Source organism: Variovorax paradoxus, assembly GCF_030811855.1.
GTDB lineage: Bacteria > Pseudomonadota > Gammaproteobacteria > Burkholderiales > Burkholderiaceae_C > Variovorax > Variovorax paradoxus_L.
The window spans coordinates 128,486-144,244 of the sequence record NZ_JAUSRN010000003.1 but is presented as its reverse complement, the minus strand read 5'-3'; the positions used below and the strand labels follow the sequence as shown (position 1 = coordinate 144,244).

The 15,759-nt window shown below is 67.1% G+C and carries 13 protein-coding genes; 10 read left to right on the top strand and 3 right to left on the bottom strand.

The features are described 5' to 3' along the window. Positions 1-40 precede the first annotated feature (40 nt). Positions 41-2,152: a hypothetical protein gene (locus J2X92_RS08580; RefSeq protein WP_307574938.1), complete on the bottom strand. Its 2,112-nt coding sequence runs from the start codon at positions 2,150-2,152 to the stop codon at positions 41-43. 242 nt (positions 2,153-2,394) lie between these two features. Between J2X92_RS08580 and J2X92_RS08575 the strand changes: the two genes are divergently transcribed. Further along, positions 2,395-2,829, top strand: a complete 435-nt coding sequence (locus J2X92_RS08575) for a DUF1841 family protein (RefSeq protein ID WP_093016767.1) — start codon at positions 2,395-2,397, stop codon at positions 2,827-2,829. A gap of 33 nt (positions 2,830-2,862) precedes the next feature. On the opposite strand, the gene J2X92_RS08570 is transcribed toward J2X92_RS08575, so the two are convergent. Further along, positions 2,863-3,861, bottom strand: coding sequence for a LysR substrate-binding domain-containing protein (locus J2X92_RS08570; RefSeq protein WP_307574937.1), 999 nt, complete (start codon positions 3,859-3,861; stop codon positions 2,863-2,865). Between the two features lie 107 nt (positions 3,862-3,968). Between J2X92_RS08570 and pcaH the strand changes: the two genes are divergently transcribed. Beyond that, positions 3,969-4,694, top strand: a complete 726-nt coding sequence (gene pcaH, locus J2X92_RS08565; RefSeq protein ID WP_307574936.1) for a protocatechuate 3,4-dioxygenase subunit beta — start codon at positions 3,969-3,971, stop codon at positions 4,692-4,694. Between the two features lie 11 nt (positions 4,695-4,705). Further along, positions 4,706-5,317 (top strand): protocatechuate 3,4-dioxygenase subunit alpha, encoded by a 612-nt coding sequence (gene pcaG / locus J2X92_RS08560; protein ID WP_307574934.1) that lies wholly within the window; start codon positions 4,706-4,708, stop codon positions 5,315-5,317. 71 nt (positions 5,318-5,388) lie between these two features. Here pcaG and J2X92_RS08555 read toward each other — a convergent pair whose 3' ends face one another. Then, a complete protein-coding gene (locus J2X92_RS08555) occupies positions 5,389-6,081 on the bottom strand; it encodes a c-type cytochrome (protein ID WP_307574933.1) in 693 nt (230 codons plus the stop codon). Positions 6,082-6,242: 161 nt separating this feature from the next. Here J2X92_RS08555 and J2X92_RS08550 point away from each other — a divergent pair, with 161 nt between their 5' ends. From J2X92_RS08550 to J2X92_RS08520, 7 genes are all read left to right on the top strand, one after another. Next, a complete protein-coding gene (locus J2X92_RS08550) occupies positions 6,243-7,097 on the top strand; it encodes an AAA family ATPase (RefSeq protein WP_307574932.1) in 855 nt (284 codons plus the stop codon). A 61-nt stretch (positions 7,098-7,158) separates the two neighbouring features. Continuing rightward, on the top strand, positions 7,159-7,410 hold the full coding sequence (locus J2X92_RS08545) for a hypothetical protein (protein WP_145740149.1): 252 nt from the start codon (positions 7,159-7,161) through the stop codon (positions 7,408-7,410). 25 nt (positions 7,411-7,435) lie between these two features. Then, a complete protein-coding gene (locus J2X92_RS08540) occupies positions 7,436-8,032 on the top strand; it encodes a GNAT family N-acetyltransferase (protein WP_307575288.1) in 597 nt (198 codons plus the stop codon). A 25-nt stretch (positions 8,033-8,057) separates the two neighbouring features. Continuing rightward, on the top strand, positions 8,058-9,245 hold the full coding sequence (locus J2X92_RS08535; protein ID WP_307574931.1) for a vWA domain-containing protein: 1,188 nt from the start codon (positions 8,058-8,060) through the stop codon (positions 9,243-9,245). Positions 9,246-9,317: 72 nt separating this feature from the next. Beyond that, a complete protein-coding gene (locus J2X92_RS08530) occupies positions 9,318-11,246 on the top strand; it encodes an autotransporter assembly complex protein TamA (protein ID WP_307574929.1) in 1,929 nt (642 codons plus the stop codon). Positions 11,247-11,260: 14 nt separating this feature from the next. After that, complete coding sequence (locus J2X92_RS08525) at positions 11,261-15,364, top strand: translocation/assembly module TamB domain-containing protein (protein ID WP_307574928.1); 4,104 nt, start codon at positions 11,261-11,263, stop codon at positions 15,362-15,364. Positions 15,365-15,438: 74 nt separating this feature from the next. Beyond that, complete coding sequence (locus J2X92_RS08520; protein WP_307574927.1) at positions 15,439-15,741, top strand: hypothetical protein; 303 nt, start codon at positions 15,439-15,441, stop codon at positions 15,739-15,741. Positions 15,742-15,759: the final 18 nt, after the last annotated feature.

Genomic DNA, 15,759 nt, shown 5'->3' with positions numbered 1-15,759 from the left:
GTGCTGCCGTTCTTCTCTCCTCTGCTGCCCTTTTTGTTGCTTAGCCCAGCAGGCCGTGCAGGACGTTCGTCACGGGCGTGAGAACGTTGCCGGTCCCTGCGGCTTGATCGACCAGGCTCGTGATCGGGGTCACCACGTCGGTCACGATCGGCGCTGCTTCCGCCACGGTGTCGAGCACGCCGTGAACCGTTTCAATCGCCGGAGTGAGCGTCGGGGTTGCGCCCGCCAGGATGTCGGTCACCGGTTCGGCCACCTCGGACACGGCGGAGACCACGGGTTCCAGGACCTCGCCGACGGTGCCTGCGGTGTCGAGCACCGGATCCAGGATGTTGGCAACCGAGTTGCTGCCGCCCAGGGTGCCGCCGAGCAAGCCGTCGCTGCCAAGCAGGCTACCGACCAGGCCATCGTCTCCGAGAAGATCGCCGCCGAGCAGGCCACCCGCCACGCCGTCCTCGCCGAGCACGCCGCCGAGAAGGTCGCCACCCAGGAGGTCGCCGCCGAGCAGATCGCCACCCAGCAAGTTGCCGACGAGGCCGTCTTCACCGAGCACGCCACCCAGCAGGTCGCCGCCAAGCAGGTCGCCGCCAAGCAAGTCGCCACCCAGGAGATCGCCGCCGATCAGGTTGCCGACGACGCCGTCCTCGCCGAGCACGCCACCCAGCAGGTCGCCGCCGAGCAAGTCGCCGCCCAAGAGATCGCCACCGAGCAAGTTGCCGACAAGGCCGTCTTCACCCAGCACGCCACCCAACAAGTCACCGCCCAGCAGGTCACCGCCGAGCAGATCGCCACCCAGGAGATCGCCGCCGACCAGGCCACCGACCACGCCGTCTTCGCCCACCAGGCCGCCGAGCAAGCCTTCGCCACCGAGCAGCCCGCCCAACACGCCGCCGTCACCCAGCAGGTTGTCGACCAGGCCGTCGTCACCGAGAACGCCGCCGAGGAGGCCGTCGCTGGCAAGGAGGCTGCCGACCGCGCCGTCGCTACCCAGCAAGCCGTCTTCACCGAGCAGGCCGCCGGCGAGGCCTTCGTCGCCGAGCACACCGCCCAGCAGGCCATCGCCGCCCAGCACACCGCCGGTCAGACCACCGAGCAGGCCGTCTTCGCCGCCAAGCAAGCCACCCAGCGGGCCGTCTTCGATCAGGCCGCCCCCCACGCCATTCGCGCCGAGCAGGTTGTCCACCACGCCGTCCTGGCCGAGCAAGCTGCCCGTGAGGCCTTCGCTGCCCAGCAGGCCGGCGGCCGTGCCTTCTCCGCCAAGCAGGCCACCGACCAGGCCGTCGCCGGCGAGCAGGCCGCCCAATGGACTGTCGCTGCTGAGCAAGCCGCCCAGCAGGCCGTCTTCGCCCAACGGTCCGCCGAGCAGGCCGCCCAGGGCGCCGCCATCGCCCAGCAGGCCACCGACGAGGCCTTCGTCGCTCAGGACGTTGCCAAGCAGGCCGCCGACGGCGCTGTCTTCGCCGATGAGGTTGCCAACGGCGCCGTCGTCGGCAAGGAGCCCGCCCACCAGGCCGTCTTCGCTCATCAGGGTGCTGACAAGGCTGTCCTCGCCGAGCACGCCTTCGACCAAGTCGCCGACCACGCCGCCGCCCAGGGCTGCGCCAAGCGCGGCGGCACCCAGTGCGCCAAGCGCGAATTCGCCCAGCCCGAGGCCGCTGCCGGCCGCGACCTTCTTGGTGACGGCGAGTGCGGCTGCTTCGGCATCGCTGTCCGGTGGGGTCACTTGCAGGTCGCCCGAGGCAACGTCGACGTTGACTTGTTCAAGGCCGCCGGGCAGCTTGGTCGAACCGATGGTGGCATCGGTGCCACCGGTGAAGACGCCGGCCAGCGGCGCCTTGTTGCTGGCCGAGCCGGGGAAGAGAACGTTGGCCTGTCCGCCTTCGGGAACGATCACGCGGTCGCCCGCCAACAATGTCTGGATGCCGTCGACCGGAATGCGGACACCGTCCCGCATCACCGCCACGCCCGGCGTAGCATTGGACAATGTGCCCACGCCGGCGGGTGCCGTCGTGCCAGCCGCGGCGGCAGGTGCCGGCGAGCCGAGCATGGTGGGTGCGCCCAGCGGTGTGCTGGTGGCTTGAGCGATGACCACAGGAGCGACGCCACTGGCGGCAAGTCCTTCGGTCGATGGGGTCGGTGCTTGTGGTGCGTTCATGACAGCCTCTGTGACAAAAGATGCATGTACAGGGGCAACTAGCGTGCCGATTCGTTACCGCTCTTCGATATCGGCCCAGCCAATGACGCAAGCTATTGATTCATATGGACATTTATTTAAAACGAGGCGTGCGCGCCGGCGTTGAAATAGGCCTCCGGAGCGGTCTTTTGCCGCTTCGTTACGTAACGATGTAACGTCTCGCTACCGGAACATCGACCTCCATTTCTCTTCTTCATACAGATATGTTCAACCCCTCCCAGGAAGACGTGCGCCGCTTCTTTTGCGATGTGTACGCCAAGCACCGACAGGGCTTGCCGATGGAAGCGCTCGAGACGATTGCCGCGGGATGGATCGATGCGCACCCCGAATACAACGAAGACCTGGCCGATGCCGATGCAGCGGTCGCACGCGTGTACGACGGCTCGAATGGCCGGGAGAATCCGTTTCTCCATCTGTCGATGCATCTGTCGATCAGCGAGCAATGCTCGATCGATCAGCCGCGCGGAATCCGTCAGGCCGTTGAGCTGCTGGCGGCCCGCCGCGGTTCGCTGCTCGACGCGCATCACGAGGCCATGGATTGCCTGGGCCAGATGATGTGGGAGAGCCAGCGCGCCGGCCGGCCGCCGGATGGCGACGGCTACGTGGCGTGTGTGCAGCGACGAGCAACAAAAGACTAGAGGCACATCCGCAGGGCTGGATCGGATCGCTACCTACCCCTGCGGCTTTCTCCTGGGCTGCGAAGGCGGCGCGCCCTGCTGCTTCGCGCCTTCGCGCAGCAGCGCGGCCATGGCGCCGCGCAGGGTCGAGGCTTCGGCATCGCTGCGCAACAGCAGGCCCACGGGCTCGTCCGTGCCGGTGGTTTCGATGCGCAGCCGGACCAGGCGTTCGTCCGCCAGTTCGCCGCGCGCGGCGCCGAGCGGCGTGATCCAGACCGCATCGGACACCGCGACGAGGCCGCGCGCCACCGCCACGTCGAGCGTCTGCAGCGCACTGGACGGCAGCACCAGCCCGCGCGCCGACAAGAAGCTTTCGGTGTTGTGGCGCGGGATCGTGCCTTCGCCGTACACCACCAGCGGATAGTCGAGCACCGCCTGCACCGACACCGTCCGTGCGGCCTGCGCCACCAGCGGATGGCCTGCGCGCACGGCAAACACCAGCGGCTCTGTGTAGAGGAGCTCGAAGCTCAGGCCGCCCATCAACCGCGGATCGCTGATGCGGCCGACCACCATGTCGAGCTCTCCGGCGCGCAACTCGTCGAGCAGCACCGGATTGGCCGCACTCTTCACCACCACCTGCACCGAAGGCCAGTGCTCGCGGAAACGCGCAAGCGCCGTCGGCAGCAGCGCCGGTGCCACGCTCGGCAGCGCACCGATGCGCAGCCGCTCGATGCGCTCGCCCGACGCCGGCGCCACCGCTTCTGCGCTGGCGTCGAGCGCCTCGAGCACGCGCAGCGCGTGAGCCAGCAACTGTTCCCCGGCCGGCAACAGCCCCTGCACGCCGCGCCGCCCGGCCTTGCTGCGTTCGACCAGGCGCGCGCCGACGATGGCTTCGAGCTCCGAGAGCGTCTTGGAGACGGCCGGCTGGCTCAGCGAAAGGCGCTCTGCGGCGCGCGCCAGGTGGCGCTCCTGCGCCACCGCAACCAGGCAGCGCAGGTGCCGCAGCTGCACGTTGCGCACGAAGTCCTGGCGAAGCTTCTCAGGAGTGTTCAATTACTCTTGGTTATTCAAAACGGATCAATCTTCAATTTACATCATCGAACGGGACTTCTAAAGTTCAGTCTCCAAAACTCGATCCGCCCCACCGCAGGAGACAACGCATGTCGACCCCAACCAAGGCATCCCCCGCCATCCTCACGCCGCGCGACTGGGAGGCTCACCCCTCTTACGTCTACCCCGGCTACAAGTCGACCGTGAAGCGCGGGCCGCAAAAACCCCTGATTCCGCTGAAGGCCTCGCTGGGCGAGCTGCAGCAGCCGGTCTACGGCCACGACAGCATCGCCGCGCTCGACCACGACCTGACGCGCAACGCACGCAGGAACGGCGAGCCGCTGGGCGAACGCATGATCCTCACCGGCCAAGTGCTGGACGAGCGTCGCCGCCCGGTCGCCAACACGCTGGTCGAGATCTGGCAGGCCAACGCCGCGGGCCGCTACGTGCACAAGGTCGACCAGCACGATGCGCCGCTCGATCCCAACTTTCTGGGCGCGGGCCGCTGCCTGACCGACAGCGAAGGCCGCTACCGCTTCCTCACCATCAAGCCCGGCGCCTACCCTTGGGGCAACCACCCGAACGCCTGGCGTCCGCAGCACATCCACTTGTCGCTGTTCGGCCAGAGCTTTGCGAGTCGCCTGGTCACGCAGATGTATTTCCCCGGCGATCCGCTGATGCAGTACGACCCGATGATCACCGGCACGCCCGAGCGCTACCGCAACCGTCTGATTGCCGACTTCAGCCTCGACATCACCGAGGAAGGCTACGCACTGGGCTACCAGTTCGACATCGTGCTGCGCGGCGCCGACGAAACGCCGTTCGAGAACCGCTGAAAGGATTTCCCATGCCATTGATGACAGCCCAGGAAGCCGACTACGGCCAGACCCCCTCCCAGACCGTAGGCCCCTACTTCGCCTACGGCCTCACCGCCACTCAGTACGGCTACGATTTCAACCAGCCGTTCGACGCGGTCGTGGCGCTGGACAACGCCACGGGCGAGCGCATCCGGCTCGAGGGCCGCGTGATCGATGGCGACGGCAATCCCATCGGCGATGCGCTGGTCGAGATCAGCCAGCCCGACGGCGAAGGCCGCTATCCGCAAACCCCGGCCGAGGCCCACGAGATCGGCTTTCGCGCCTTCGGTCGCGCGGGCACGGGCACCGATTCGCAGAACCGCTTCGTCTTCCACACCGTGAAGCCGGGCGCGCAGGCGCCGGGCGAAGCCCCGCACATCAACGTGATCGTGCTGATGCGCGGCCTCTTGCTGCACGCTTTCACGCGCGTGTATTTTGGCGACGAGGCCGAAGCCAACGCCAAGGACACCGTGCTGGCCAGCGTGCCGGCCGAGCGCCGCCACACGCTGATTGCCGAGCGCGTGGAGCAAGGCGGCGCGGTGAGCTATCGCTTCGACATCCGCATGCAGGGCGCGGACGAAACGGTGTTCTTCGACGTCTGACCTCGGTTACAGACGCAAAAAAGCCCGCTCGATGCGGGCTTTTTCATTGGAGAAGCAGTGCTGCCCGCTTCTTACTGCGCGCCGTGGTGGATGCGCGATTCCGGCACCGTCTTGAGTTCGCCAGGCAGCGAGCTGATGTAGCTGGCGAGCGTCTTGAGTTCGGCGTTGGTGAACTTCTTGGGCTCGACTTGCTGCGCCATCACCGCATTGGAACGGCCCAGGTGCGGATTGTTCTTGACGCGGTACGACTTGAGCGCCACGAAGAGGTAGTCGGCATGCTGGCCGGCCAGCTTGGGCACCGTGCCGTCGTTGGGCGTGTTGAAGTTGGCGCCGTGGCACTTGGTGCAGCTGTTGTCCTTGTCGCGCGACACCAGGGCCTGCACGTTCTCAGGCATGGGCTTGGCCAGCGCGGCGGGTGGCGCATCGCCTTCCTTCATGCCCAGCTGGCTGTAATAGGCGGCCACGTCGGCAATGTCCTGATCCTTCAGGGTGTCGGCAATGGCGCGCATGGTGGGGTGCTTGCGGTCACCGCCCTTGTAGGCGTTGAGGGCCGAGGTGATGTAGCTGGCGCTCTGGCCGGCAATCATGGGCACCTTGTGGATCTCCGGAAAGCTGGCTTGGTAGCCAATGATGCCGTGGCAGCCCACGCACATCGCAACCTTCTTGGCGCCGTCCTGGGCATTGCCCGTGACTTGCTGGGCTTGCGCCGAGACCGTCACGCAAGCGACAGCGAAGGCAAACATCGTGGTCAACAACTTGTTCATTTTGCGCGCACAATCTCGTGGAGCTACAGTTTTTCGAATCAACATTCGATTATATGCAAGGGTCCTCCGGGAACCCTCGCCGGCCGTCCAAAGGCCGCGCAAAGCGAATCGAGTGTGTTCTTTTCTCCACCCGGCCTCCTCCACCTGCTTGCGTTCCACTCATGAAATTCAAGGGCTCAGACAACTACGTCGCCACTCAGGACCTGATGCTGGCAGTCAATGCCGCCATCACGCTCAAACGCCCGCTGCTCGTCAAGGGCGAACCCGGCACGGGCAAGACCATGCTGGCCGAGGAAGTGGCCGAATCGCTCGGCCTGCCGCTTTTGCAGTGGCACATCAAGTCGACCACCAAGGCGCAACAAGGCCTGTATGAATACGATGCCGTGAGCCGCCTGCGCGACTCGCAGCTCAAGGACGTGGACGGCGGAGAGCGCGTCAAGGACATCCAGAACTACATCGTCAAGGGCGTGCTCTGGCAAGCCTTCACGGCCGACCAGCCGGTGGCGCTGCTCATCGACGAGATCGACAAGGCCGACATCGAGTTTCCGAACGACCTGCTGCGCGAAATCGACCGCATGGAGTTCTATTGCTACGAGACGCGCGAGCTCATCCGCGCCAAGCACCGGCCGGTGGTGTTCATCACCTCCAACAACGAGAAGGAGCTGCCCGACGCCTTTCTGCGCCGCTGCTTCTTCCACTACATCAAGTTCCCGGACGCCGAGACGATGAAGAGCATCGTGGCGGTGCACTTCCCCGGCCTCAAGCAGGAACTGCTCACGTCCGCGATGAAGACCTTCTACGACGTGCGCAACCTGCCGGGCCTCAAGAAGAAGCCTTCCACCTCCGAGCTGCTCGACTGGCTCAAGCTGCTGGTGGCCGAAGACATTCCAATCGAGGCCCTGCAGAGCAAGGACGACAAGGTTGCCGTGCCGCCGCTGGTGGGCGCGCTGCTCAAGAACGAACAAGACGTGACGCTGTTCGAGAAGCTCGTCTTCATGCAGCGGAACAACCGATGAGTCCCCGCCCGGCCGCTCCGAAGGGGACTCGCACCGCAGTGCGAAGCACGGAGGTTTCCTTGTGAGCCAGCCACAAGCGCCGCATCCGGTCGGGCAGCTGCTCAAGCTGGGCGTGGCGCAGGCCGTGCTGTTCGTGGCCGGTGCGCTGCTCGGCCGCTGGATCGGGCTCCAGCTGGGGCTGGATGCCTTCGGGCCCAACGGCTACGGTAACCGCGAGATCTTCGGCATCCTGCTGATCGGTGTGGGCGGTGGCGGCGGCGTGCAGCTGGCCCGGGCCTGGTACGACCGCAAGTACGGCAAGCCGCAGCGCTGAAAAATTTCAGAGGGGTGTCTTGAAGATGGCGTTCGTCGAACCTGTCACGCTGAAGGCCCGCGACCTGGCCCTGGTGCCGCTGTCGCTCGGCCATGAAGAGGGCCTTCGCGCCGCCGCGGCCGATGGCGAACTCTGGAACCTGCGCGTCACCTCGGTGCCCGAGCCGCACGAAACCCGCGCCTACATCGAGACCGCCTTGCACGGCCGCGAGGCCGGCCACCGCTTTGCGTTTGCAGTGACCGAAGCGGAGACCGGCACCGTGCTCGGCAGCACCAGCTTCCACGACATGCTGCCGGCCGTGAAGCGCGTGGAGATCGGCTACACCTGGTATGCCAAGCGCTGCCAACGCACGCACATCAACACCACCTGCAAGCTGCTCATGCTGACGCACGCCTTCGATACCCTCGGCTGCAACGTGGTGGGCTGGCGGACCGACAATTTCAACTTCGCTTCGCAGCAAGCCATCGAACGGCTGGGCGCGAAAAAAGACGGCGTCATTCGCGGCCATGCCATGCGCCGCGACGGCACCATCCGCGACACCGTCATGTACAGCCTGCGCTCGGGCGAGTGGCCCGAGGTGAAGGCCCAGTTGCTCTACCTGCTCGACAAGCCGCGAAGCTGAAGACAAGCCCAAGGAAAGCCCGACCATGCTGATCGATTTCTTCTACACGCTGCGCTCGGCCAAGCTGCCGGTCTCGGTCAAGGAATACCTCACGCTGCTTGAGGCGCTGCAGGCCGACGTGGTGGGCCCCAACTCCGACGGCGCCTTTGGCCTCGACGACTTCTACTATCTCTCGCGCACCGCGCTGGTCAAGGACGAGAAGCACTACGACAAGTTCGACCGCGCCTTTGCCGCCTACTTCAAGGGCGTGGAGATGCTGGCAGACTTCACCAAGGAAGTGCCGCTCGACTGGCTGCGCAAGACGCTGGAGCGGGAGTTCACCGCCGAGGAAAAAGCCAAGATCGAGAAGATGGGCTGGGACGAGCTCATGGAAACGCTCAAGAAGCGCTTCGAGGAGCAGAAGGAGCGCCACGAGGGCGGCAACAAGTGGATCGGCACCGGCGGCACCTCGCCCTTCGGCCATGGCGGCTACAACCCGCAGGGCGTGCGCATCGGCGGTGCTGGCAAGAACAAGAGCGCCGTCAAGGTGTGGGACCAGCGCGCCTACAAGGACTACGACGACAGCCAGGAGCTCGGCACGCGCAACATCAAGGTGGCGCTGCGGCGGCTGCGCAAGTTCGCGCGCGAAGGCCATGAAGAAGAGCTGGACCTGGACGACACCATCCACTCGACCGCGGCCAATGCCGGCTATCTCGACATCAAGATGCGGCCCGAGCGCCACAACAACGTCAAGGTGCTGCTGCTGATGGACGTGGGCGGCACCATGGACGAGCACATCCAGCGCGTGGAAGAACTGTTCTCCGCCGTGAAGACCGAGTTCAAGCACCTGGAGTTCTATTACTTCCACAACTGCGTGTACGACTTCATGTGGAAGAACAACAAGCGCCGCTTCTCCGAGAAGTTCGCGACCTGGGACATCCTGCGCAAGTACAACAAGGACTACAAGCTCATCTTCGTCGGCGACGCGACGATGAGCCCCTACGAGATCCTGCAGCCTGGCGGCAGCGTCGAATACAACAACGAGGAAGCCGGCGCCGAGTGGGTCCAGCGCCTCACGCACGCCTTTCCCAAGTTCGCCTGGATCAATCCCGAGCCCCAGGGCGTGTGGCAATACCGCCAGAGCATTGCGGTGATGCAGCAGCTCATGTCGAACCGCATGTACCCGCTCACGCTGCGGGGCCTCGAAGACGCGATGCGAATGCTTTCGAAGTAAGGCGGCGTGCGGCGCCCGCTTCTGTTTCCGGACGCTTACGGAGCCCGGGCGCCTTGCTGTCAAAATCCGCCCATGTTCAGGGTGGTTCCAGTCCTTCGGCCGGCGTGGTTGCCGGCTTTGCTTTTTTTCGGCGTCCTGCTTGTGCAAGGCTGCAGCCTGCTGCCGAAAAAAGAAGCCGCCGCGGACACAGCCGCCCCGCCCCTGGTGCGCAGCGGCGACACCACCGCCGATGAAACCCGCAAGGACAGCGACAGGGGCGCACGGCGGGACGCATTCACCGTCGACGTGCGCGGGCCCGACACTGTGCGCGAATACCTCGCGCTGCATCTTGAAATCCAGCGCTACCGCGCGCTCGACGACCTGGGCGCCACTGAGATCTCGCGGCTCATGGTGGCGGCGGAATCCAACGCGCGCGAACTGCTCGGCACGCTGGGTTATTTCACGCCCACGCTGACGCTGGAGCTCAACGAAACCCCGGCCAGCACCAAGGCCCCGCGCGAGATCGTCATCACCGTGGAGCCGGGCGAGCTCACCCGCGTGAGCAACGTTCAGCTCAGCTACGGCGGCGCCATAGCAGACGACCCCACTGCCGAGGCCCAGCGCGATTCGATCCGCACCGCCTGGGCGCTGCGGCCCGGCCTGCCCTTCACGCAGCAGGGCTGGGACAACGCCAAGGCCACGGCCTTGCGCAGCCTCACGGCCAAGCGCTTTCCCACCGGCAGCATCGAGGTAAGCCGCGCCGAGGTCGATGCCGACCGGCAGGAGGCCCGCCTCAGCGCCACCTACCAGTCGGGCCCCGCCTACCGCTTCGGTCCGTTGGTGCTGCGCGGCACCGAACGTTACGACGCCGACGGCGCGCGCCGCATCGCGCAGCTTCCCACCGGCACCGACTACGACCAGCAGAAGCTGCTCGATGCGCAGCAGCGCCTGGCCAGCAGCGGCTACTATGACTCGGTGTTTCTCACGCTGGACACCGAGAGCGGCAACCCGCTGGCGGCGCCCGTGATCGCGCAACTGCGCGAAGCCCCGATGCAGAAGGTCGTGCTGGGCGCCGGCTTCACCACCGACAGCGGACCGCGCCTGTCCGTCGACCACATCCACAACCAGCTGCCGCTGCTCGGCTGGAGAGCCGTGTCGCGGTTGTCGGTCGATACCGACGTCAAGTCGCTGTCGACCGAATGGAACGCCATTCCCGACGATCACGGCTGGCGCTGGTTCGCGGGCGCTGGCCTCAAGAGCGAAACCTCGGGCAGCTACGTGGTCGACAGCGGCCGTCTGCGCAGCGGCCGCAGCAAGTCCAGCGGACACATCGACCGAAGCTACTTTCTGCAATACGACTACGCGCAGAACCGCGGCACCAACGCCCCGCCCTCGGCTTCCGCGGTGACCGCCAACTGGGGCTGGACTGGCCGCTACTTCGACGACAACGCCGTGCCCACGCGCGGCTTCGCCCTTGCGCTCGAACTGGCCGCGGGCTATACGCTGACCGGCGAGCAGCTGCCTTTCACGCGCACCTATGCACGCTGGCTCGGCGTGCTGCCACTGGGCTTCGCGGAGGACCGGGACGCCGCCACGCTGGCGCGCCGCAGCCGCCTGCAGCTGCGCGCCGAAGCCGGCGCGGTGTCCGCCAAGGACAGCGCGCAGATCCCCTCCACGCTGATGTTCTTGACCGGCGGCGACACCACCGTGCGCGGCTACAGCTATCGCCAGATCGGCACCGTGCGCAGCGACGGCCAGATCGTGGCGGGCCGCTACCTCGGCGTCGTGAGCGCCGAGTGGCAGCGGCCCTTCGTTTACAAAGACAAGCTCACCGAGTGGGAAAGCGTGGTGTTCGTCGACGCCGGCGTCGTGGCCGACAAGCCCGGCGAACTCAAGCCGAAGGTCGGCGTGGGCGTGGGCGCGCGCTGGCGCAGTCCGGTGGGGCCGGTGCAGGCCGACCTTGCCTATGGCGTGGACACGAAGAAGTTCCGCCTTCACTTCCGCCTCGGGTTCACCTTCTGACGCGCGCCCCATCGATGCAGACAGACGCCGAACCCCAGCCCCAAGAAGCCGCGCCGCGCGCACGGCGTTCGCGTACGCGGCGCGCGCTGCGTGCGTTCGGCTGGACGGTCGGGGGCCTGCTGGCGCTGGTGCTCGTTGTGGGCGCGGGCGCATGGTGGTGGCTCGGCTCCAACCAGTCGCTGGCCTTCGCGCTGGCCAGGGTCGCGCTCTACCTGCCTGCCGGCCAGTCGCTTGAAAGCCGCGATGTCACGGGTTCGCTGCGCACGGGCGGGCGCATCGGCCGGCTGCGCTGGCAAAGCGAGAAGCTGGCCGTCGAGGTGCATGACGCAGACATCGGCTGGCAGCTTGGGCCGCTGTTCCAGCGCAAGCTGCAATTGGGTGAGGTGCATGCGGCACAGCTTCTCATTGAACGCCGCGGCCCGCCGAGCGACACGCCCACCGAGCCGCTCGAACAGCTCGCGCTGCCCATCGAAGTCGACCTGCCGTTTCGCATCGACGAAGTGCGCTGGTCCGGTCCGCCGGCACTGCAGGCGAATCAGCTCACGGGCAGCTACCGCTATACCGCCGCGGAGCATCACCTGGAGGTCAAGGGCGTCGATATTGCCGAAGGCCACTACAGCGCGCGCGTGAAGCTCCAAGGTCCCGCGCCGATGGCGCTCGACGCCACGCTGAATGGCCGCGTGAAGGCGCCGCTGGCCGAAGGCCGCAGCATCGACGTGCTAGCCGAGGCCGCGATCAAGGGCAAGCTCGCGGGCGCCGATGCGCGGCTGCAGATCGCCGCCGAGCTGAAGCCCTCTGAGCCCAACGCCGAGGCGCCCATGGAAGCCAAGCTGCAAGCCAATGTCGCGCCATGGCTGCCGCAGCCAGTCATCGATGCCAAGACCGACCTTCGCAACGTCGATGCGGCCACGCTCTGGCCCGGCGCTCCGAAGACACGTCTCACCGGAACGGTTGAACTGCAGCCCGATTCGGCCACCGGCCCCACCGCGTGGCAGGCCTCGGCGAGCATCCGCAACGCGGTGCCCGGCCCGTGGGACAAGGGCGCGCTGCCGCTCGAAGACGTCCAGGCACGCGTGGGTTTCGACGGCACCAACTGGATCATTCCCCAAGCCTTGCTGGGTGTGGGCGGCGGCCGCATCGAAGCCGAGGGCCGCTGGAGCCCCGTCCCCGCGCCATGGCAAGTGCGCGCCAACGTGCGCGGTGTGCGGGCGGGCCTGCTGCACAGCGAGCTTTCGGGTGCGCCGATCAGCGGCACGGCCACGGCACAGCAGCGCGAAGACACGATCGGCTTCGACGTGGCGCTCCGCGCCGCGGGTGGCGCCGGCAGCAAGGCGATGCCCGGCTTCGGCCTCGACCGCGTACTGGCCCAGGGACAGTGGAAGAACCAGGTGCTGGACCTGCGTACGCTGCGCGTGCAGGCCGAAGGCGCCAGCATCGAGGGCAAGCTTCAGGTGCGCGTGGCCGAGCAGGCCGCGAGCGGCAAGCTCGACCTGTCGCTGCCTGGCGGCAGCGCGCAACTCGAAGGCCGCATCGCACCGGCGCAAGGGGGCGGCGACATCAAGGCACGCATCGACGATGCCGACGCCGTGCAGCGCTGGATCGAAGGCCTGCCCGAGCTGTCGAAGGTGTTTGCGGGCAAGAGCGCCAAGGGCTCCGCGCGGCTCGACGCGAGTTGGCAGGGCGGCTGGCAGACCATCCAGCGCCGGCTCGAGAACCCTGCCGCTCCGGCGCAGCGCGGCATCGCGGAGCCGAGTCTGAAGGGGTCGCTCGGTGTGCCGCAGCTCGAACTGCACATGCCTGCCGTCAACGGCAACGGCGAAACAGCGGCCGCCACCACGGTGCAGCTGAAGGACCTGCGTGCGGACCTCGCCGGCAGCCTGGCTGAGGCGACGCTCGCGCTGCAGGGCGAAGCCACAACCGGCACGCAGAAGCTCACGGTCGATGCACGCGCGAGCGGTGGCCTTGCGGGTCCCAACCACTGGCGCGCCGCGCTCGCCAGCCTGCGCCTGCAAGCCCAGGACAGCGCGCGTTTTGGCATCGCCGCCGCCCCCTGGACCCTGGAGCTCGGCCGCGAAGTCACCGCCGCCATCAAGACCAGCGGAAGCGGCACCTCGAGCCGCCTGGATGTCGAAGCCTCCGCAGCCACGGCCAGCCTGCGCGGACCGGCACCCGGTACCGTTCGCATCGAATGGCAGCCGCTGCGCTTCACTCGCAGCGGCGTGGCGCCCAACCAGGCGTTTCGCATGCAGTCCAAAGGCAAGCTGCAAGGCCTTCCCATGGCATGGGCCGAGGCTTTCGGCGCCAGCACCACCTTCAATGAACTGGGCGTAAGCGGCGACCTCATGTTCGACGGCGACTGGGACATCGACGCCGGCGACACGCTGCGCGCCCATGCGCGGCTCGCGCGCCAGAGCGGCGACATCCGCGTGCAGGCCGGCGAGGCCGCGTTGGTCACGCGCATCACGAGCCGCGGCACCGGCACGGCCAGCGAGCGCACGATGAACTCGAGCGCGGCCGGCGGAGCAGCCGCACCCAGCACGCCCGCCGGTTTGCGCCAGGCCGAACTGCGGCTCGATGCGCAAGCCGATGCGGTGCGCGCCACGCTGGCCTGGGACAGCGAACGCGCGGGCAAGATCGACGCCCAGCTCAACACGCGCATGCAGCAGCGCGGCGAGGGCTGGCAGTGGGCAGCCGATGCGCCGCTGGCCGGCAACATCAAGGCTACGCTGCCGAACCTGGGCGTGTGGTCGATGCTGGCGCCGCCCGGCTGGCGCGTCGCAGGTACGCTGGACGCCGATGCCGCACTATCGGGCAACCGCGCCACGCCGCGCTGGAACGGCACGCTGGGCGCCGACAAGCTCGCGCTGCGCGCGCCTGTCGAAGGGCTGGATCTGCGCGACGGCCGCCTGCGCGCCACACTCACGGGTACCAGTGTCGAGATCACCGAATTCACGCTCAAGGGCGGCACCGGCAGCACCGCGCGCATCGCGGGCCAGAGCGGCAACCGAAGCACAGCGGCCAGCCTGGCCAATACCGATGGCGGCTCTCTGTCCGCACGCGGCAACATCGGCTGGAGCGCGGCCGGTGCCCCGAGCCCATCAGGCACCGGCATTCGCATGGCGCTGCAAGCCGACCTGCGCGCACTGCGCGTGCTGGTGCGCACCGACCGCCAGATCACGCTCTCGGGCAACCTGCAGGCCCGGCTCGAGGGCGGCCAGTTCAGCGTGCGGGGCAAGCTCAAGACCGACCGCGCAGTGATCATCCTGCCCGATGAAACCGCGCCGAGCCTGGGCACCGACGTTGTCGTGCGCTCGGCCGCCAAGGACCGCGAAGCGGCCGAGCAGGCGCAGCGCGACGCCGCGAGCAACGAAGCGCGCGCTGCCCGGCCGGAGACCGCGAAGCCGCCCGACATCGCGGTGGACTTCAATCTTGGCGACGACTTTGCGGTGCAGGGGCGCGGCATCACCACGCGGCTCGAAGGCGAGGTCGAAATCCGAAGCACCAAGCTCAATGCGCCGCCGCGCATCACTGGCGAAGTCAAGACCGTGAAGGGCCAGTACCGCGCTTACGGCCAGCAGCTCGACGTGCAGACTGGCGTGGCCCGCTTCAACGGGCCGTTCGACAATCCCTCGCTCGACATCCTCGCGATCCGGCCCAACATCTCGCAACGCGCCGGCGTGCAGATCACGGGTACCGCGCAGTCGCCGCGCGTCAAGCTCTACTCCGAGCCCGCGCTGTCCGATGCGGAAACGCTGTCGTGGGTGGTGCTGGGCCGCGCCTCGGCCACCAGCGGCGGCGAATCGGCACTGCTGCAGCAGGCGGCTCTTGCGTTGATCGGCCATGTCAGCAAGGGCGGGAGCGGCGGCAGCCTGGCAAGCCGCTTCGGACTCGATGAACTCGGCTTCAAGGGGCCTGGCAACGGCGGCGACCTGCGCGAGTCGGCAGTGACGCTCGGCAAGCGGCTGTCGAAGGATTTTTATCTCACCTACGAACGCAGCGTGGGCGGCACCTTCGGCACGATCTTCATCTTCTACGACCTGACACAGCGGCTCACGCTGCGTGGGCAGGCCGGGCAGACCAGCGGGCTCGACCTGATCTACACCTTGAAGTACGACTGAGGTGGGGTCTGCCGCCTTGACCGCGGTAGTTCACGGGATAAGAATCGTCAGCGCCCTTCTAACAAGGAACGACGATGCACGATGATGGAGACAAGGGCGAGTGTTCCCCACTGGACCGTCAGAAGTACGACCCGCCGGGCTACTCGCGAACCACGTTCTTGCGCACTGCATTGCAGTGCGTCATTGCAATCATCGCAACCGGCGCCGCGGTGGCGTCCATACCCTATTGGGGAGGCGACGACTTTCCGCTGATGAGCCTGATCATCTACGTCGCGGGCATGGTGTTCATCGCCATGCCGCTGTGCCTCTACTACGAGTCGCTGCTCCAGTCGCACCAGCAACGCGTGGAGCGCGCAAGGCACATGCTGGCCGTCTGACGGCCTCTTCTCACGTTT